Source organism: Leucobacter chromiireducens subsp. chromiireducens (genome assembly GCF_016758255.1).
Lineage (GTDB): Bacteria > Actinomycetota > Actinomycetes > Actinomycetales > Microbacteriaceae > Leucobacter > Leucobacter chromiireducens.
In genome coordinates this window covers 263,387-281,728 of the sequence record NZ_QYAD01000004.1, presented here as the reverse complement: position 1 = coordinate 281,728, position 18,342 = coordinate 263,387, and the positions used below count along the sequence as shown (strand labels likewise).

At 65.1% G+C, this 18,342-nt stretch carries 16 protein-coding genes and 1 tRNA gene; 13 read left to right on the top strand and 4 right to left on the bottom strand.

Annotation, left to right across the window (positions count from 1 at the left end):
• Positions 1-73: 73 nt before the first annotated feature.
• On the top strand, positions 74-790 hold the full coding sequence (locus tag D3226_RS12315) for a DUF1361 domain-containing protein (protein WP_202382886.1): 717 nt from the start codon (positions 74-76) through the stop codon (positions 788-790).
• 317 nt (positions 791-1,107) lie between these two features.
• Here D3226_RS12315 and D3226_RS12310 read toward each other — a convergent pair.
• Positions 1,108-1,192 (bottom strand) — tRNA-Leu (locus D3226_RS12310).
• Positions 1,193-1,356: 164 nt separating this feature from the next.
• On the opposite strand from D3226_RS12310, the gene D3226_RS12305 reads away from it, so the two are divergent.
• Positions 1,357-1,965 carry an ANTAR domain-containing response regulator gene (locus D3226_RS12305; RefSeq protein WP_125098422.1) on the top strand — a complete coding sequence of 203 codons (609 nt, stop codon included), beginning with the start codon at positions 1,357-1,359 and terminating at the stop codon, positions 1,963-1,965.
• 75 nt (positions 1,966-2,040) lie between these two features.
• Here the strand turns inward: D3226_RS12305 and D3226_RS12300 are convergent, their stop codons facing one another.
• Entirely contained in the window at positions 2,041-2,493 is a 453-nt protein-coding gene (locus D3226_RS12300) for a hotdog fold thioesterase (RefSeq protein ID WP_202382885.1), read from the bottom strand.
• Between the two features lie 127 nt (positions 2,494-2,620).
• Here D3226_RS12300 and polA point away from each other — a divergent pair, with 127 nt between their 5' ends.
• The 3 genes from polA to rpsA all read left to right on the top strand — a co-directional run bounded on the left by polA (position 2,621) and on the right by rpsA (position 8,945).
• Positions 2,621-5,245: a DNA polymerase I gene (gene polA, locus D3226_RS12295; protein WP_202382990.1), complete on the top strand. Its 2,625-nt coding sequence runs from the start codon at positions 2,621-2,623 to the stop codon at positions 5,243-5,245.
• Between the two features lie 1,055 nt (positions 5,246-6,300).
• Positions 6,301-7,371: a helix-turn-helix domain-containing protein gene (locus D3226_RS12290; protein ID WP_202382884.1), complete on the top strand. Its 1,071-nt coding sequence runs from the start codon at positions 6,301-6,303 to the stop codon at positions 7,369-7,371.
• Positions 7,372-7,496: 125 nt separating this feature from the next.
• On the top strand, positions 7,497-8,945 hold the full coding sequence (gene rpsA / locus D3226_RS12285; protein ID WP_202382883.1) for a 30S ribosomal protein S1: 1,449 nt from the start codon (positions 7,497-7,499) through the stop codon (positions 8,943-8,945).
• Positions 8,946-9,044: 99 nt separating this feature from the next.
• On the opposite strand, the gene D3226_RS12280 is transcribed toward rpsA, so the two are convergent.
• On the bottom strand, positions 9,045-9,647 hold the full coding sequence (locus tag D3226_RS12280; protein ID WP_202382882.1) for a DUF4126 domain-containing protein: 603 nt from the start codon (positions 9,645-9,647) through the stop codon (positions 9,045-9,047).
• 64 nt (positions 9,648-9,711) lie between these two features.
• Between D3226_RS12280 and coaE the strand changes: the two genes are divergently transcribed.
• Positions 9,712-10,335, top strand: coding sequence for a dephospho-CoA kinase (coaE, locus tag D3226_RS12275; RefSeq protein WP_202382881.1), 624 nt, complete (start codon positions 9,712-9,714; stop codon positions 10,333-10,335).
• 6 nt (positions 10,336-10,341) lie between these two features.
• On the opposite strand, the gene D3226_RS12270 is transcribed toward coaE, so the two are convergent.
• Positions 10,342-10,953 carry a vitamin K epoxide reductase family protein gene (locus D3226_RS12270; protein ID WP_202382880.1) on the bottom strand — a complete coding sequence of 204 codons (612 nt, stop codon included), beginning with the start codon at positions 10,951-10,953 and terminating at the stop codon, positions 10,342-10,344.
• A gap of 322 nt (positions 10,954-11,275) precedes the next feature.
• Between D3226_RS12270 and D3226_RS12265 the strand changes: the two genes are divergently transcribed.
• The 7 genes from D3226_RS12265 to D3226_RS12235 all read left to right on the top strand — a co-directional run bounded on the left by D3226_RS12265 (position 11,276) and on the right by D3226_RS12235 (position 18,332).
• Positions 11,276-13,687 carry an Rne/Rng family ribonuclease gene (locus tag D3226_RS12265; protein ID WP_202382879.1) on the top strand — a complete coding sequence of 804 codons (2,412 nt, stop codon included), beginning with the start codon at positions 11,276-11,278 and terminating at the stop codon, positions 13,685-13,687.
• Between the two features lie 145 nt (positions 13,688-13,832).
• Complete coding sequence (rplU, locus tag D3226_RS12260; RefSeq protein ID WP_202382878.1) at positions 13,833-14,141, top strand: 50S ribosomal protein L21; 309 nt, start codon at positions 13,833-13,835, stop codon at positions 14,139-14,141.
• 34 nt (positions 14,142-14,175) lie between these two features.
• Positions 14,176-14,430, top strand: coding sequence for a 50S ribosomal protein L27 (gene rpmA / locus D3226_RS12255; RefSeq protein WP_025133606.1), 255 nt, complete (start codon positions 14,176-14,178; stop codon positions 14,428-14,430).
• Between the two features lie 68 nt (positions 14,431-14,498).
• Positions 14,499-16,004: a GTPase ObgE gene (obgE, locus tag D3226_RS12250; protein WP_202382877.1), complete on the top strand. Its 1,506-nt coding sequence runs from the start codon at positions 14,499-14,501 to the stop codon at positions 16,002-16,004.
• Positions 16,001-16,783, top strand: a complete 783-nt coding sequence (proB, locus tag D3226_RS12245; protein ID WP_202382876.1) for a glutamate 5-kinase — start codon at positions 16,001-16,003, stop codon at positions 16,781-16,783. The genes obgE and proB overlap by 4 nt, the downstream gene beginning before the upstream one ends.
• Before the next feature lie 28 nt (positions 16,784-16,811).
• The gene (locus D3226_RS12240; protein ID WP_202382875.1) at positions 16,812-18,065 is read left to right on the top strand and encodes a glutamate-5-semialdehyde dehydrogenase; all 1,254 of its coding nucleotides are present in this window, start codon (positions 16,812-16,814) and stop codon (positions 18,063-18,065) included.
• Between the two features lie 57 nt (positions 18,066-18,122).
• Positions 18,123-18,332: a hypothetical protein gene (locus D3226_RS12235; protein WP_202382874.1), complete on the top strand. Its 210-nt coding sequence runs from the start codon at positions 18,123-18,125 to the stop codon at positions 18,330-18,332.
• Positions 18,333-18,342: the final 10 nt, after the last annotated feature.

The window sequence follows — 18,342 nt, the reverse complement described above, 5'->3', positions numbered from 1 at the left end:
CACCGTCCCCGCAGGGATTTTCTGGATCACGCTCGCACTCGTCAACGCGGGGCTCGCGCAACGCTAGGTCGCGATGTTTTTCCTGATTCTCGGCGCGCTCGCGCTCAACGCGTATGCACTGCTCCTAATCCTGTTGCGGGCGGCGGTGTACCGAACGCGGCTCTACAAGCCAATGATCTGGAACATTTGGCTGTCCGTCCTGCCAGTGATCGTGCTTGCGGGCGGCGGGCTCGTCGGGCTGGCGCTGTTGGTCATCGCGCCGCCAGCCGGCTTCGTCGTGCTGGGGGCCACGGGGCTCATCTGGCTGTTGCTGCTCCCGAACGCCAGCTACCTGATTACCGAACTCAATCAGTCGCATCGGCGCGATGACGACGAGGTACCGCTGTGGTACGACATCATCCTCGTGATCACGCTTGCAATGTCGGGCGTGGTGAACACCGTGCTCAACGTGTTCATCGTCCACCTCGTCGTGGGGATCAGCCTGTACGGAGATAGCGCCGAGCGATTGCTGGCGCCGCTGCCGCTCACCGCGGTGGGGGTCGTCATGCTGCTGCTCGGATTCGGAATGTACCTCGGCCGCTATCCGCGTTTCAACAGCTGGGATCTGCGCCACCCGGTTTCCTTCGTGCGTAAGTTTGGCGAGCACTTTGGCAAGCGCGACAACATTGCCGCCTGCGCGGGCTTCACGCTCACATATGCCGTGTTCCTCGCGCTCATCTACCTGGTGGTGGCTGGGCCGGTGCTCGAAGGGCTGCGCTCGATGGAGCGCCTCCGCGAAATGCTGGGGTAGACCCGCTAGCCGGCCCTGGTGACAAGTTGCCTGGCAGACAGAAGAATGATCGCCAGCTGAGTACTCGCAGCGCGCGTTGAGTGACAACCTGCGTGGAGAACACACTTCGCTCGGGAAGTAGACCGTGCACTCATTCACTAGGCCAATAGTGAGCCCCAAGGCTAGATCACCGATCAGGCTCACAGCAGCCGGGATCGTGGCTGCGGGGCTTCAGCTGTTTTCGGGTGTGGGCACAGTGTGAGCAAGCCGTCGCGCTCCCGATATGAGAAAGGCCCCGACTGCCCAGTGTTTTGTGGGGGAGTCGAGGCCAGAGCTCGTGGTGCCGGATGCGGGACTTGAACCCGCACGTCTTTCGACAACGCATTTTGAGTGCGCCGCGTCTGCCAATTCCGCCAATCCGGCTGGATGGAACTCGCCGCACCCGGGGGTGCGGTGGAACAACAGAACCACCCTAGCGCAGGCGGAGGCCTTTTCGCGCGCGACGACGCGCCACGGGCGTTGCGACCCGCCGGACAACTCCCACCGGTTTCAGGGAATCCGGGTGGCAGATGACGTAAGCTGGAGGGGTGAATGACCAGAGCACTGCCCCGAACACCCCGCGCCGCGTCGTCGTCGCGGAGGATGAGTCCCTGATCCGCCTCGACATCGTTGAGACGCTGCGCGACAACGGATTTGATGTGGTCGGCGAGGCCGGCGATGGCGAGACCGCTGTGAAGCTGGTTGAGGAGCTCCGCCCCGACCTCGTGGTCATGGACGTGAAGATGCCCCAGCTCGACGGAATCTCCGCCGCAGAGCGCATCAACAAGACGCACCTCGCTCCCGTGGTGCTGCTCACCGCGTTCAGCCAGCGTGAGCTTGTTGAGCGGGCCAGCGAAGCCGGCGCGCTTGCATACGTCGTGAAGCCGTTCACCCCGGCCGACCTGCTCCCCGCGATCGAGATTGCGCTCTCGCGTTTCCAGCAGATCGTCACGCTCGAGAACGAGGTTGCAGACCTCGCTGAGCGTTTCGAAACCCGCAAGCTCGTTGATCGCGCAAAGGGCATCCTGAACGACAAGATGGGTCTCAGCGAGCCCGAGGCTTTCCGCTGGATTCAGAAGGCTTCGATGGATCGTCGTCTGACGATGCAGGACGTCGCAAAGACGATCATCGATCAGCTCGGACCGAAGAAGGACTAGCTTCCTCACGGCCCTACACACGAGCGCCCCGGATCCTTGCGGACCCGGGGCGCTCGTGATTTGCGCGGGTCGCGGCTACTTCGAGACCTGCTTGTAGAAGTTCGTGATGCGCACGGTCGAGCAGCGCTGACCGTCCTCGTTGTCGATCGTGATCTCGTGGACCGCGATCGAACGGCCCAACTTGATCGGCACGCAGGTGCCGGTGACGCGGCCGGTGCGCGCGGATCCGGTGTGCGTGGCGTTGATGTCGACGCCGACGGCCACAGTTCCCTCCGGGGCAACGAGGTTTGCGTGCATGGAACCGAGCGTCTCACCGAGCACGACGTATGCGCCGCCGTGCATGAGCATGATCGGCTGCGTGTTTCCCTCGACGGGCATCGTGGCCACCGCCCGCTCGCGCGTAAACTCGGTGAACTCGATTCCCATTCGATCGGCGAGAGCACCGACGCCGCGATCCTGGATATACGCGAGTGCGTCGTCCGGGTGCACGTCGCTCGGCAAAGTGGAAACGGGATCCTTCGCGGTCATCGTGTCGAACGCGCCTTTCTCTGTGGTGCGCCCCGAGGGGCGCCTCGCCCGCGCACAATTCCACGGTGTGGATGTCGGTGTCGACTTGTAGGCTGGGCGTGTGTCGAATACGCCTCAGCCTACCCTCATGATCATTGATGGCCACTCGCTGGCCTTCCGTGCGTTCTACGCCCTGCCCGTCGACAGTTTCCAGACGCAGACCGGCCAGCACACGAACGCGATCCATGGCTTCATCGCCATGCTGATCAACCTGCTCAGTAACGAGAACCCGGACTCGCTCGCCGTGGCGTTCGATATCTCACGGCACTCTTTCCGCACCGAGGAGTACCCGGAGTACAAGGGCACGCGAGGCGAGACGCCCTCGGAGTTTAAGGGGCAGATTCCGCTGCTGCAGGAGGCCCTACACGCTATGGGTATCACCACGCTCGAGAAAGAGAACTACGAGGCTGATGACATCCTCGCGACGCTCGCCACGCGCGGTGCGGACGCGGGGTACCGTGTGCTTGTGGTGAGCGGTGATCGCGACACAATCCAGCTTGTCGACGACCGCATCACCCTGCTGTACCCCTCGAAGCAGGGCGTGAGTGAGCTGACGCGCTATGACGCAGACAAGGTGATGGAGCGGTACGGGGTACGCCCCGAGCAGTACCCCGAGATCGCGGCGCTGGTGGGTGAGACGAGCGACAACCTGCCCGGCATCCCGCGCGTGGGCGAGAAGACCGCGGTGAAGTGGATCAACCAGTTCGGCTCGCTCGAGGAGATCCTGCGGCGCCAGGACGAGGTAGGCGGCAAGGTGGGCGAAAGCCTGCGCGAGAACGCTCACCTCGCGGAACGCAATCGCCGGTTGAACCGCTTGGTACGCGATGTGGAGCTCGACGTCACGCTCGACGAGCTGAAGCGCGGCGAAGTCGATATGACGGCCGTTGGAGAGGTCTTTGCGCGTCTCGAGTTCCGCACCCTGCTGCAGCGCGTGGGCAAGCTCGCCGGTGCAGAGGTGCCCACGGGCGGCGCAACCGCGACAGCGACCCCGCTCGCGCCGGAGAAGCCCACCGCGAAGCTCTTGATCGATGAAGAGCTGGGGGACTGGCTGGCAAAGGCCGATACGCCCGCGGTCGTCATCCAGACGAGCGAGGCTGGTACAAATGTTGGCCTCGCGACGCCCGAGTCCTCGGTGCTCTTCCACTGGCAGCCCGGCGGCCGTGACTACGCCCAGTTTGAGGAGTGGCTCGCGAGCGACGCACCCAAGGTGTTCTTCGATGCGAAGCATCAGCTGCGTCTCGCCGATGAGGCGGGCGTGCGCATCGGGGGTATCGCGGGCGACCTCTTGATCGCTGCTTGGCTGCTCCGTCCTGCGACCGCAGAGAAGAACATTGCCGAAGCAGTGTTCCGTTTCCTGGGGGAGCAGGTCCCTGAGGGCGACCCCAACCAGTTGGTTCCCGACGAGGGCAGCGTGGCCGATGCGGCCGCGCTCGCCTGGTACGTCGTGCGCGCGCACGCTGCTGCGGCCGCGCGTTTCCCGGACCGGACCGGGGAGATCTATGCAGATATCGAGCTTCCGCTCGTGTCGGTGCTCACTGATCTTGAAGAGCGGGGCGTCGAGATCGACCTGCCGCTGTTTGAAGCGCACCATGCGGAGCTGACGGAGCGCGTCGCCGGTCTTGAGCAGGAGGCCTTTGCCGCTATCGGACACGAAGTGAACCTGTCTTCGCCGAAGCAGTTGCAGGTGGTGCTGTTCGAGGAACTCGATATGCCGAAGACGCGCAAGACGAAGAGCGGGTACACCACCGACGCTGCCGCGCTCGCCGACTTGCAGCAGAAGAACCCGCACCCCTTCCTCGGAGCACTGCTCGCGCACCGCGACGCCAACAAGCTGCGGCAGATGGTGGAGACGCTCATCAAAGCCGTGCAGCCGGACGGTCGGATCCACACCACTCTCGTGCAGACCGGTGCGAGCACCGGCCGCCTCGCGTCCACGGACCCGAACCTGCAGAACATTCCCGTCCGTTCGGAGGAGGGCCGCCGCATCCGCGAAGGCTTCATCCACTCGGGCGACTACGAGACGCTCATGACCGCCGACTACTCACAGATCGAGATGCGCATCATGGCGCATCTCTCGGGCGACGAGGGCTTGATCGAAGCGTTCAACGCAGGAGAAGATCTCCACCGCTTTGTCGGCTCGCGTATCTTCGGGGTGCCACCGGAGGACGTGACGAACGAGATGCGCTCGAAGGTGAAGGCGATGTCCTACGGCCTCGCCTACGGCCTCTCCGCGTTCGGGCTGTCGAAGCAGCTCGGGATCTCTGCTGCTGAAGCGAAGCAGCTCATGACCGACTACTTCGAGCGTTTCGGCGGGGTGCGCGACTACCTCCGCTCCGTCGTTGACCAGGCCAAGCGCGACACGTTCACGGAGACGATCTTTGGACGCCGTCGTCCGTTCCCGGACCTCGCAAGCCCGAACCGGATCTTGCGTGAGAACGCGGAGCGTGCCGCGCTGAACGCACCCATTCAGGGATCGGCAGCCGACATTATCAAGGTCGCGATGATCGGTGTGGAACGACGCATGCGTGAAGCCGGGCTCGCATCCCGCATGCTCTTGCAGATCCACGATGAGCTGATGTTCGAGGTTGCTGCGGGTGAATGGGATGCGCTGGAAGTGATCGTCCGTGAAGAGATGGCGGGCGCAGCCGAGCTCTCGGTGCCGCTCGAGGTGCAGGTGGGCCGCGGAGCCAACTGGAACGCGGCCGCACACTAGGTCGATCCGTGGGCACCGGGGCGATTCTGACTGTCCCGGTGCTCGCTCACGTATGTGCTGCTCGAGTCGAGGGCATCGCTCACCATGCGGCGAAGCGTTGTCGGCCTGAGGTAGAGCAGCTCCGCAGTGACCCGAAGAAGTCGCCAGCCGTTCGTCACGTACAGTTGCGACTTCTCGGCCACACTCGTGCACTGAGTTGCACCGTCGTCGCGGCGCGTTGGGTGATACTCGACCGCCACACGGTGTGTGGGAAACGCGACCGCACTGCGCCCCAGCAGTTCCCCGGTGTCGCCCCAGACATCGTGGTCGAGCTGCGGTGGCGGAAACCCCCAATGGTGAAAGAGCACACGGAGGTGCCTCTCGGACGGTGACGCAGCTTTCGGGGAAAGGTCGTCGTAGATCTCCCGAAGTCGGGGGGCGGTCGCGACGATACGGGAGTGAGAGTGCCGCGTGGAGCTCCTTTGGCGAGAGGCGAGCGGGGGCGCGCTCGGCACGCGTGATCCTGGACTCCGAGGCTCATACCGAACCGCGTCGCCCAGTGCGATCGCCTCCAGCCGCCCCAGGAGCGGTGTGAGCAGCGCCCAGGTGGTTGCCGGGTCAGTGAGCTGCACACCGTGTCGTGTGGTCACGGCAGCCAGAAACGGGGAGAGGGAGCGCGACGTGAGCCACGCACGGGGCGCGCCGGGGCGACCGTCAAATGCCGCGACATCGAGCCGTTCGGGATGGGCATGAGGTGGCGAGATGGGGAGACGCCAGAGCGCTGCCGCGGTGCGATGCGAGAAGAACGCCCCGGGTGGGAGGTACGCCCCGAGCGCCAAAGCTCGCGCGCGGCTCTACCGGCGCCAGCGCTCATGCATGCAGTGTGCGCTGCGGACGCACGCGTCACGACTGCGTCTGTGTGCGTGTGGAGTACTCGGGCCGCACCCGTCTCTGCGACACTCTGTAAACAACTCTCGGCGGAACAAGCGACTGGCCAGACAGTCGAGTGGCGGATTTCCGCGGTTTTCGAAGAGGCGGGACCTTGCCTCGCCACACGGACGTGGTGAGATGGTGGCATGAACACGGACATCACTAAGCGCGATCTCGGCCGCTTCGTCACCGAGCGCCGGCGCGCACTCGGACTCACCCAGAAGGAGCTCGCGGCTCGCCTCCACGTGACCGAGTCCGCAGTGTCAAAGTGGGAGCGTGGTCTCTCGTACCCGGATATCACCATGGTGCAGGCGCTTGCCGCAGAACTCGGTGTGACGGGGCAGGAACTCATTAGCGCGAGCGAGGACCATGAGGCGCGAGCTGACTCGCGCGATGCCAGGGTCTACCGTGGGTGGCGCTCCGCGATTCTGTGGAGCACCGCGATCGCATACGCTGCGACGATTCTCACGTGCCTGATTGTCAATCTTTCAGTGTCACACTCGCTGAGCTGGTTCTGGATCGTGTTGCCCGCGGTCGGCATCGCGTTCAGCCTCACCACGCTGCCCCTGCTGGGGATCCCTCGACCCGGGTGGTGGGCGCTGGGTGGTGCCCTTCTCAGCCTCCTGGTGCTCCTCGTGGTGGTGTGGCTGCAGTCAGCACCCGGCATCTGGGTCTGGATTGCGATCTCCGCAGTGCTCCTGGGACTGCTCGTGGTGTTCACCCCGATCCTGCTTTCGCTTCTCCCGCTTCCTGGTTCATTGCGTCGGCACCGCACCGTGCTCACGCTCGCGATCGACACTGTTGCGATCGCGGTGTTCCTCGGGGTGATCGCCGTGGCGGTGGGGAAGCCCGGGCTCTGGCTGCAACTCATGCTGCCCCTCGCTGCCATTGGCCTCTCGCTCGTGTGGGCGGTGGCGCTTGTGATCCGGTATGTTCCCGGACCAGTTGCCCTGCGGGTCTCGATCATTGCGGCGCTGCTCGGTGCGTCCGGGGTGGGAGTCGACTGGGCCGTGGCGCGGGTGCTGGGGGAGCCGTGGCAGTTCGCCCCGAACCTGCTGCGCTGGGAAGACGCAACGATCGACGCCAATATCAAGCTGCTCGTGTTCCTTGCTGGGCTCGCGATCGCCATCGTGGGGGTCTTCGTCGGGCTGGCAACGCAGCGCGCGAAACGCCCCGCTTCTGCGCTTGCAACTCACGAGAATGCCGCGATAGACTGAGCTGTCACATTTGTGGCGACTCAACCATGTCCACATGCGATGAGTGCGTATTTGGCCCGAACCCGGGTTGAAAAGATTTTGGCACGCATCGCCTGAATATCCTGTCCATTCTGGAGACCATTTACATGACGAACGCAACGACCACCAGCAAGCAGGTCGCGATCAACGACATCGGCTCGGCCGATGACTTCCTTGCTGCGGTCGAACTGACCATTAAGTCCTTCAACGACGGCGACCTCATCGAGGGCACCGTTGTGAAGATTGACCGCGACGAGGTGCTCCTCGACGTCGGGTTCAAGACCGAGGGTGTTATCCCCTCGCGCGAGCTGTCCATCAAGCACGACGTCGACCCCGATGAGGTCGTCGAGGTTGGCGACTCTGTTGAGGCACTCGTTCTCCAGAAGGAGGACAAGGAAGGTCGCCTGATCCTGTCCAAGAAGCGCGCTCAGTACGAGCGTGCTTGGGGCGACGTGGAGAAGATCAAGGAGAACGAGGGTGTCGTCACCGGCACCGTCATCGAGGTTGTCAAGGGCGGCCTCATCGTTGACATCGGACTCCGCGGCTTCCTCCCGGCTTCGCTCATCGAGCTGCGCCGCGTGCGCGACCTGACCCCGTACCTGGGCCAGGAGATCGAGGCGAAGATCCTCGAGCTCGACAAGAACCGCAACAACGTGGTGCTGTCGCGCCGCGCGCTCCTCGAGGAGACGCAGTCGGCTACCCGCTCTTCGTTCCTCGCTGAGCTCAAGCCCGGCCAGGTGCGCAAGGGTGTTATCTCGTCGATCGTCAACTTCGGTGCGTTCGTCGACCTGGGCGGCGTGGACGGCCTCGTGCACGTCTCCGAGCTGTCCTGGAAGCACATCGAGCACGCTTCGGACGTCGTCGAGGTCGGCCAGGAAGTTACCGTCGAGGTGCTCTCCGTCGAGCTCGACCGCGAGCGCGTCTCGCTGTCGCTCAAGGCGACGCAGGAGGATCCGTGGCAGGTCTTCGCCCGCACCCACGCGATCGGCCAGATCGCCCCGGGCGTGGTCACGAAGCTCGTTCCCTTCGGTGCGTTCGTTCGCGTTGCCGACGGCATCGAGGGCCTCGTGCACATCTCCGAGCTGTCGGGTCAGCACGTTGAGCTCGCTGAGCAGGTCGTTTCGGCCGGCCAGGAGGTCTTCGTCAAGATCATCGACATCGATCTCGATCGCCGCCGCATCTCGCTCAGCCTCAAGCAGGCGAACGACGGCGTTGACCCCGAGGGCACCGAGTTCGATCCCGCACTCTACGGCATGACCACGGAGTACGACGAGAACGGCGAGTACAAGTACCCCGAGGGCTTCGATCCTGAGACGCAGGAGTGGAAGGAAGGCTTCGAGTCGCAGCGCGAGAAGTGGGAGCAGGAGTACGCTGCTGCCCAGGAGCGCTGGGAGGCTCACAAGAAGCAGGTCGCCACGGCACTCACCGAGGTCATCGCGGCCCCGGCTGCGTCCGAGGCTGCAGGTTCGAGCTTCTCGAGCGACTCGGCTTCGACCGGCGCGCTTGCTGACGACGCGGCACTCGCTGCGCTGAAGGCACAGCTCGAGGGCAACTAACCCTCCGCACCGAAGGCCCGGACACCGAAAGGTGGCCGGGCCTTCGGCGTATCCAGGGCGCTGGGATGCCGGGATGCCGGGAGGTGCAGTCGAGCAGCGTTACGTGGCGGCCTGGTCCCGCGCTGCTCGCATTCGCCGCACTCGGCTCAGTCTGCGCACCATCATCACCACGACGAGGATGAGCGCACCGAGTGCAACGAGCGGGACGAGCACAGCGAGGATCGTCAGCAGCACCGCACCGATGTCCTCGAGGAAGCTGGAGATTGCCGCACCGGCCCCCGCTGTCAATACATTCAATACGGGGCGTGCGATCGCCTTGAGGAGGTGGGGGATCAGCGCGATCACCACACCCGCGAGAAACGGCCAGAACTGCGGTGAGTCTGCGAATGCGACAGGGTCGGCGACCGCGACCGTATCGCTTGCGGCTCCCGCGGCGAACACCATGCCGCCAGAGGCCGGGCGCACGAGGGTCTGCAGAATGTCGTTCATGCTGTCGAGCGCGGGCACCTTGTCGACGATTACCTCGAGGAGAAGAAGTACGCCGAGGATCCCGAGGCTCCACCCATTCTCAAGCCAGGCCCAGCCGGCGGGAAGCTCGACCCAGCTTGTAAACCTGGAGAGGAGCCCGAGCCCGAGGAGCGGGATGTAGGCGTTGAGGCCCGCGGAAGCTGCGAGCGTGGTGCCGGTGATGACCTCGAGCATGCGTGCCTCCCTCTGTGGTCGTCAGCATAGCGGGCATGGCAGTGCAGCGCGCTACGCTGGAGGCATGACGCTGATCGGACTCACGGGCGGCATCGCCGCAGGCAAATCGACGATCGGCCACCGCCTGGCTGAGCTCGGAGCAACACGGATTGACGCTGACCAGCTCGCCCGAGATGCCGTGGCGCCGGGTACTCCGGGGCTCGCCCAAGTGGCACACCACTTCGGCGCAGAGCAGGTGATCCGGGACGACGGCTCACTCGATCGTGCTGCGCTGGGGGCCATCGTGTTCGCCGACGCAGCCGCGCTCAGCGCCCTCAACGGGATCGTGCACCCCGAGGTGCAACGGCTGTTCACCGAGGCTGTGGGCGTTGCCCGCGACGCCAACCCAGCCGGGGTGATCGTGTACGAGATTCCGCTGCTCGTGGAAGCGGCGCGCGAGCTGCCGTTTGATCTGGTGGTTGTCGCTGAAGCTCCGCCGGAGACTCGCATCGCGCGAATGGCGGAGCACCGCGGCATGACCGTCGAAGACGCACGCAACAGGATCGCGAATCAGGCGAGCGACGCTGAGCGGCGCGCTATTGCCGACGTCATCATCGACACTTCGGGGAGCGAGGCGGACACGATCGCCCAGGTTGATGCGCTCTGGCAGCGTCTCACCTCGGCTCCCGCCGATGCGGAAGGTGCCTGAACCGGGCTAGTTTCGCGCGAACTCTGCGAGCCAGTCGAGCTGCATCTGGGCGAGGAACGCAATGATGAGCACGGTCACGAGGACCAGCACCCATGCCCACGACTGAGCCTGCTGGAAACCGCGGCGGCGCGTCTCTGAGCCAGGAATGAGCCCCGCTGCGTCGGGGGTGAACGCACTGAACCACCAGAGCGGGATCATGGCCGACCAGACCACCATGCACCACGGGCAGAGTGTGCCGAGCGAGTAGACACTCTGGGTGAACAGCCAGCAGACAAAGACGAAGCCCGCGAGAAGTCCGAGCTGGTAGATGCGCCAGAACCACGGGGCAAAGCGCGCGCCGGCGAGGAGCGCGACGCCGACGATGATCGGCGCCATGAACGCGGCGACGCCGATGATGGTGTTGCTGAATCCGAGCACCGAGCCCTGCCACGACCCCATGTTGGGGCCACACGTCACCAGAATGCTCACCGCGCAGTTCGGCACGTAGCCGGGCTGCGCGAGGGTCTTGATGTACTCCGTGAGGAGCTCCCAGGACGCGAACCAGCCCACCGCGCCAGCGATGATCGTGAACACGGCGAAACCTATGGGGCGCCGGTTGGTCTCAAGTGCAGAGCTCATGCCGCCGATCCTAATGTGCTTGCCTGCGTGGTTTCCTGCGAACACGCGTCCCACGCCCGGCTGGTGACGCGGTGTTGCTGCGTTCGCGCGAGATCCTGCGGAATCCAGGGGGAGCGTGACATAATGAGTATCGCAGTGCATGTCACCCCGGAATTGGGAACAGCACGCACAGTCTTTTGGCGGCCGCCAGGCCGTCACCGGTCGAGGAACGACCGAGCGCGGGTGCAGGCATCCGCGGGGAACAGGATTTGCGGGATCACCCGCCGAACAAAGAATTGCCGGAGCGAGCAATGCTTTCTCCGGACCGAAGGAGACACCAGGAATGGTGAAGCAGACTACAGAAGAACAGCACGACTCGGAGCCGCAGCTGCCAGAGGTGGTCGACACCGAGGCGGAGACTCCCAGCGACACGAACACGACGGAAGCAGACGCCACCGAGGTAGCGTCTGCGGAGGGGGAAGCTGAGGCCCCCCAGGCTGCGGCAGAGGAACGGGTCACCCCCCTCGTGCTGCCGCTGTCGGAGATGACCCCCGAGGAGCGCTTCCGCGCGACGACTCGCCTCATCTTCTTGGCGCCAGACGTGCCGCCGATCGCGCCGCGGCCCCGCCGGAGCGAACTGCGACCGAGTGAGCTGCGCCAGCTCGATGACATTCTCGATCAGCACCTGCACCCCGAGAGCGATGTAGATGAGCGCGAGAGCGCGGGCGCTTCGTCCTCCTCGCGCACCCGTCGCCGTCGGAACGGTGGCGGCGATTCCGCTCCCGAGGACGAGGGCAGCCGTCGCCCGCAGCGCCAGGCGCCCGTGATCACCGAGCCGCAGAAGGTCAAGGGATCGACCCGGCTCGAGGCCAAGAAGCAGCGCCGCCGCGATGGCCGCGACGCAGGCCGCCGCCGCGTGGTCATTACCGAATCGGAGTTCCTCGCGCGCCGCGAGTCGGTCGATCGCGAGATGATCGTGCGCACGACCGCTGACCGCGTGCAGATCGGTGTGCTCGAAGACAAGGTGCTCGTCGAGCACTACGTCGCGCGCTCGAGCGAGTCGTCTCTCATCGGCAATGTGTACCTCGGCCGTGTTCAGAACGTGCTCCCGAGCATGGAGGCAGCGTTCGTCGACATCGGCCGTGGCCGCAATGCCGTCCTGTACTCGGGCGAGGTTGACTGGTCGGAATTTGAAGGCGGCAACACCGCGCGGAAGATTGAGAACGCGCTGAAGCCCGGTGACCAGGTCCTCGTGCAGGTGACGAAGGATCCTGTGGGACACAAGGGTGCACGCCTGACCAGTCAGATTTCGTTGCCCGGCCGCTTCCTCGTGTACGTGCCCGGCGGTGCCATGAACGGCATCTCACGCAAGCTCCCCGATACTGAGCGTGCGCGCCTGAAGAAGATTCTCAAGGAGGTGCTCCCCACGGGCGCTGGCGTTATCGTCCGCACCGCGGCCGAGGGCGCAACCGAGGACCAGCTCACCCATGACGTGCAGCGCCTCACCCGTCAGTGGGAGTCGATCCAGAAGCGCGTTGCGAAGGGTGGCGGGCCCGTGCTGCTGCACTCCGAGCCCGACATGCTCATCAAGATCGTGCGTGATGTCTTCAACGAGGACTTCCAGAAGCTGAAGATCGCCGGTGAAGACACATACACCGTGATCGAGAACTACCTCTCGCAGGTGGCGCCCGATCTCCTGGAGCGCGTCGAGCGCTACTCCGGCGAGCGGGACATCTTTGACGAGTACCGCGTCACCGAGCAGATCGCAAAGGCGCTCGACCGAAAGGTGTGGCTGCCCTCCGGTGGTTCGCTCGTCATCGACCGCACCGAGGCCATGACCGTGGTCGACGTGAACACGGGCAAGTTTGTCGGTTCGGGTGGCAACCTTGAGGAGACTGTCACAAAGAACAACCTCGAGGCCGCTGAAGAGATCGTGCGTCAGCTGCGTCTGCGCGACATCGGTGGCATCATCGTGGTCGACTTCATTGACATGGTGCTCGAGTCGAACCGCGACCTCGTGCTCCGCCGCATGGTGGAGTGCCTGAGCCGGGACCGCACGAAGCATCAGGTTGCCGAAGTGACCTCGCTCGGCCTCGTCCAGATGACGCGCAAGAAGCTGGGCCTTGGCCTGCTCGAGTCGTTCAGCGAGCCCTGCGACGTGTGCGCTGGCCGTGGCGTGATCGTGCACCATGAGCCCGTCACAAAGCACCGCAGCGAGGCGCCGGCGCGCGCCACGAAGCGAGGCGGCCGCGGGAACAACAACGGCGGCAATGGCGGAAATGGTGGGGGCGCCCAGCAGTCGGCGCAGCCGCAGCACGATGCGAAGGCTCACTCCATCACCGACGGTGCGAAGAACATGCTCGCACAGGTCGCGGCTTCGACGATTCCCGTCGCGAAGGAGGCCGAGCCCCAGGCAGAGATCGCAGATCGTACCGGCGGAAGCCAGCCCCGACAGACCGGTCGAGTTTCCTCGCGTGCGGCGCGCGCCACCGGTGACGGGTCGTCGTTCGAGCGTGCGGCTGAGCCGGCTCCTGTAGCGGAGGCCCCCCTGTCGGGCAACCTGCTCGACTCGGTACTCGACGCGCTTCCGGAGGCGCCGGGCGCGGGATCTGGGCGTGCGCGCAGTCGGCGTGTCACGACAGCGCCGCTCCGCCCGGGCAGCGAGCAGCCGAAGGACGACGCGCAGGCCGCTCAGCTTGCGCTCGCCGAGGCACTCGAAGCAACGGTGCGCCGCAAGGAGAGCGAGCGACAGTGACACGCGGCCGCGCCTATTTGACCAGGTGCGGTTCTCCGAGATATTATTGAGCGTTGGTGCCGCTCCGGTGGCATACCTCAGACTTCGAAGTCGGCACGGCCGCGCTTCGACACGAAAACAAATCCTCTAAGAAAAAGGGTGAGAAGTGGTTTACGCAGTTGTGCGCACAAGCGGCCGTCAGGAGAAGGTCGAGGTTGGCTCGATCATCACCGTCAACCGTGTTTCGGGAGACGCAGAGGGCAAGCTCGAGCTTCCCGCAGTGCTGCTCGTTGACGGCGACAAGGTGACCACCGACGCCTCGGCGCTCGCGAAGGTCAAGGTTACGGCTGAGGTTCTCAACGACCTCCGCGGTCCGAAGATCGTCATCCAGCGCTACAAGAACAAGACCGGTTACAAGAGCCGCCAGGGGCACCGTCAGGATCTGACGCGCCTCAAGGTCACCGGCATCAAGTAACACTTTCCAGGCACTACCGAAGGAGTAGAGACTCATGGCATCCAAAAAGGGCGTGGGCTCCAGCAAGAACGGTCGCGACTCGAACGCACAGCGCCTCGGCGTGAAGCGCTTCGGCGGCCAGCAGGTGAACGCCGGCGAGATCATCGTTCGCCAGCGCGGCACCCGTTTCCACCCCGGCGCAAACGTCGGCCGTGGCAAGGACGACACCCTGTTCGCTCTCGCAGCGGGCTCGGTTGAGTTTGGTGCGAAGGGCGGCCGCAAGGTCGTCAACATCGTTTCCGCAGCCTAACTTAGGCGATCAACGGCGAGGCGGGCTTCGGCTCGCCTTTTGCCGTATCTAGCGAAGGATTTCTCAGCATGGTGACATTTGTTGACCAGGTGCAGGTGCACCTTCAGGCGGGACGCGGCGGCAACGGCTGCGTGTCGGTCCGACGCGAGAAGTTCAAGCCACTCGCGGGCCCAGATGGCGGTGCCGGCGGCGACGGCGGGGATATCGTGATCCTTGCCGACCCGCAGGTCACCACCCTGCTTGAGTTCCACCGCCGCCCGCACCGGATGGCGGAGAACGGCGGCTTTGGCGCTGGCGGCTACCGTGCAGGCACCACGGGCGAAGAGATGGTGCTCTCCGTCCCCGTTGGCACCGTCGTCAAGGATGCTGCGGGGGAGACGCTTGTTGACCTCAACGAGCCCGGCCTGCGCTTCGTCGCGGCACGTGGCGGTATCGGCGGCCTCGGCAACAACGCGCTCGCGAGTGCCAAGCGCATCGCTCCTGGCTTCGCGCTGCTCGGAACCGAGGGCGAAGCGGGTTCGCTGACCCTCGAGCTGAAGACAATCGCCGATGTGGCGCTTGTCGGCTACCCCTCTGCAGGCAAGTCGAGTCTTATCGCCGCGATGAGCGCTGCGAAGCCGAAGATCGCGGACTACCCCTTCACCACGCTGCACCCTAACCTGGGCGTCGTGCAGGCGGGAGACTCGCGCTTCACCGTTGCTGACGTCCCTGGACTCATCGAGGGCGCGAGCGAGGGCCGTGGCCTCGGCCTCGACTTCCTGCGCCACGTTGAGCGGTGCAGCGCACTGCTGCACGTGCTTGACTGCGCAACGCTTGAGCCGGGCCGCGACCCGATCTCGGATCTCGACGTGATTCTGCGCGAGCTCGAAGCATACCCCGTCCCTGAAGGGCAGATCCCTCTGCTTGAGCGCCCGCAGCTGATCGCGCTCAACAAGATCGACGTTCCCGAGGGCCGCGAGCTCGCCGAGTTCGTGCGCGGGGACCTTGAGGCGCGTGGCTACCGCGTGTTCCTCATCTCTACCGTGTCGCACGAGGGCCTGCGTGAGCTCGGCTTCGCGCTTGGTGCGCTGGTCGAGGAGGCCCGTGCGAAAGCGCTGGCTGAGGCGCCTGAGCAGCCGCGCATCGTGCTCACGCCGAAGGCGAAGGACGACAACGGTTTCCGCGTCGTTCCCGAGGGCGGTACCTACGGAACGATTTACCGCATCCTCGGCCCGAAGCCCGAGCGCTGGGTCGCACAGACTGACTTCCAGAACGACGAGGCCGTGGGATACCTCGCCGATCGACTGCAGAAGATCCGCATCGACGACGCACTGGTCAAGGCGGGCGCGGTTGCAGGTTCCACCGTGGTCATCGGTCCGGGTGCTGGCGTTGTCTTTGATTGGGAGCCGACTGTCACGAGCGCGGCGGAAGTGCAGATGGGTGCCCGAGGCACCGACCTGCGCGTGGACCCGAACCAGCGTCGCACCAACAAGGAGCGTCGTACCGAGTACCACGAGATGATGGACGGTAAGGCTGAGGCCCGCGCCGAGCTCGAGCGCGAACGCGAGGCGGGGCTCTGGAGCGAGGACTCGTGAGCGTCGGCGACGAACTGCTCGCCGCCCGTCGCGTCGTCGTCAAAGTCGGCTCGTCATCGGTGAGCGGCGACAACGCCGCGCAGATTCCTACCCTGGTGAACTCGCTCGCGCGCCTGCACGCTGCAGGCGCCGAGGTGATCCTCGTCTCGAGTGGGGCAATCGCGACGGGGGTACCGTTCCTCCGGCTCGATGAACGCCCCGAAGACCTCGCGACGCAGCAGGCTGCCGCAGCGGTCGGCCAGAACATCCTGGTGAACCGGTACCAGCGCGCGCTCAGCAGCCACGATGTGATTGCCGGCCAGGTGCTGCTCACGGCGCACGACATGGAGAACCCCACGCACCGCGGCAATGCTCGGCGAGCGATCGAGCGTCTCTTGCAGCTCGGGATCCTGCCAATCATCAACGAGAACGATACGGTCGCCACCCATGAGATTCGCTTCGGCGACAACGACCGCCTCGCCGCGCTCGTTGCCCGACTCGTGGGGGCCGACCGCCTGGTGCTCCTCTCCGACGTCGACGCCCTGTACACCGCCCCGCCGAACGTGGTGGGTGCCACGCGCATTCCGCATGTGCCGTACGGCGACGCGCTGGCAGGAATCGAGATCGGCGCGGCGCAGTCGGGCTGGGGGACTGGAGGCGCCGCCACGAAGGTGCAGGCTGCACGCCTGGCCGCCGACGCAGGCACGCACGTACTCCTCACCGAGACCCGACTCTTCGCGGGTGTGCTCGACGGCGCTGACCATGGCACTCGCTTCGACGGCAGCCCCGACGCCGCGTAGGCGGCTTCGAACCGGCTAAGCTTGGGCCATGTCCCAGGCTGATCTTTTTCTCCAGAAGCTCGAGCGCGCACGCGTCGCGTCGAAGTCGCTTGCCACCGTCACAACCGCGCAGAAGAACGCCGCGCTTGAGGCGATTGCGGTTGAGCTGGAGCGCAGTGTGCCAGAGGTTGTTGCGGAGAACGCAAAGGACCTTGAAGCTGGCGAGCGAAACGGCATCGGCGAAGGCTTGCTTGATCGTCTGCGGCTTGACGAGGCGCGACTCCACGCGCTTGCGGAGGCCGTGCGCTCGGTGATCGCGCTGCCGGATCCCGTGGGGGAGGTGCTGCGCGGCTCCACGCTCGCCAATGGCATCCGCATCAACCAGGTGCGCGTCCCGTTTGGCGTAGTGGGTGCGATCTACGAGGCGCGCCCGAACGTGACGATTGACATCGCCGCACTCGCCCTGAAGAGTGGAAATGGCGCCGTGCTTCGCGGTGGCACCGCAGCGGAGAACAGCAACCGCGTGCTCGTTGTGCTGATCCAGCGCGCGCTCGCGAGCGTGGGGCTCGACGGCGACGCCGTGCAGACTATCGACGAGTTCGGCCGTGAGGGAGCGGCGCGACTCATGCGAGCACGCGGCTACGTCGACGTGCTGATCCCACGCGGCAGTGCCGGGCTGATCGCGACCGTGGTGCAGGAATCGACCGTGCCCGTCATCGAGACGGGTTCGGGCATCGTGCACGTCTACGTTGACGCGACCGCCGATGAGGAGATGGCTGCGTCGATCGTGCACAACGCGAAGACCCACCGTCCGAGCGTGTGCAACGCGGCCGAGACGCTACTCGTTCACCGTGTCGCTGCTGAGCGAATGCTGCCGCGACTCGCCCGTGAACTCATGGAATCCGGTGTCACGCTCGCGGGCGACGAAGCCTCGCGTGACGTCGTTCCCGGCATCGCCGCTGCAGACGACGAGACCTGGGCAACCGAGCACCTCGCGCTCGAGATGGGTGTGCGGATCGTCGACTCGATGGACGAAGCGATTGCGCACATCGGTCAGTACTCAAGCCATCACACAGAGTCCATCGTCACGCAGGATTACGCCAATGCTGAGCGTTTTCTCGCGGAGGTCGATTCGGCCGTGGTGATGGTTAACGCCTCCACTCGTTTCACTGATGGCGGCGAGTTCGGCTTCGGCGCTGAGGTCGGGATCTCGACCCAGAAGCTGCACGCGCGCGGCCCCATGGGTCTGCCCGAGCTGACGAGCACCAAGTGGTTGGTGCGCGGCAACGGCCAGATTCGCTAATCGGACCCGGTACACTGGGACCGAGTATCCAATCTGTCTAGAATGCAGGGGTTTTCCATGTCACTTCTCGCCACGATCGCCGTCGCCTCGGAGGCGGGCTCGCACGTTGTCAACGAGCTGCCGTTCCCGGCGCCCTTTTTCGGCCTGATCACCCTGTCGATCTTCGTCGTTCTTGGCGTCGTTACGTTCTCCTTCCGTGACGTTGCGAACCGTCACGCCGCGAAGGCTGAGGCGTACGCGCGCGACCACGGCGCAGCGCAGCACTAACGGAACGAAC

Bases quoted from the DNA above. Each gene is read 5' to 3' on its own strand.
- D3226_RS12270 (WP_202382880.1), bottom strand. From the start codon at position 10,953: ATGAGCTCTGCACTTGAGACCAACCGGCGCCCCATAGGTTTCGCCGTG.
- D3226_RS12265 (WP_202382879.1), top strand. From the start codon at position 11,276: ATGGTGAAGCAGACTACAGAAGAACAGCACGACTCGGAGCCGCAGCTG.
- D3226_RS12315 (WP_202382886.1), top strand. From the start codon at position 74: ATGTTTTTCCTGATTCTCGGCGCGCTCGCGCTCAACGCGTATGCACTG.
- coaE (WP_202382881.1), top strand. From the start codon at position 9,712: ATGACGCTGATCGGACTCACGGGCGGCATCGCCGCAGGCAAATCGACG.
- D3226_RS12290 (WP_202382884.1), top strand. From the start codon at position 6,301: ATGAACACGGACATCACTAAGCGCGATCTCGGCCGCTTCGTCACCGAG.
- D3226_RS12235 (WP_202382874.1), top strand. From the start codon at position 18,123: ATGTCACTTCTCGCCACGATCGCCGTCGCCTCGGAGGCGGGCTCGCAC.
- obgE (WP_202382877.1), top strand. From the start codon at position 14,499: ATGGTGACATTTGTTGACCAGGTGCAGGTGCACCTTCAGGCGGGACGC.
- D3226_RS12280 (WP_202382882.1), bottom strand. From the start codon at position 9,647: ATGCTCGAGGTCATCACCGGCACCACGCTCGCAGCTTCCGCGGGCCTC.
- D3226_RS12240 (WP_202382875.1), top strand. From the start codon at position 16,812: ATGTCCCAGGCTGATCTTTTTCTCCAGAAGCTCGAGCGCGCACGCGTC.
- polA (WP_202382990.1), top strand. From the start codon at position 2,621: ATGATCATTGATGGCCACTCGCTGGCCTTCCGTGCGTTCTACGCCCTG.
- D3226_RS12300 (WP_202382885.1), bottom strand. From the start codon at position 2,493: ATGACCGCGAAGGATCCCGTTTCCACTTTGCCGAGCGACGTGCACCCG.
- rpmA (WP_025133606.1), top strand. From the start codon at position 14,176: ATGGCATCCAAAAAGGGCGTGGGCTCCAGCAAGAACGGTCGCGACTCG.
- rpsA (WP_202382883.1), top strand. From the start codon at position 7,497: ATGACGAACGCAACGACCACCAGCAAGCAGGTCGCGATCAACGACATC.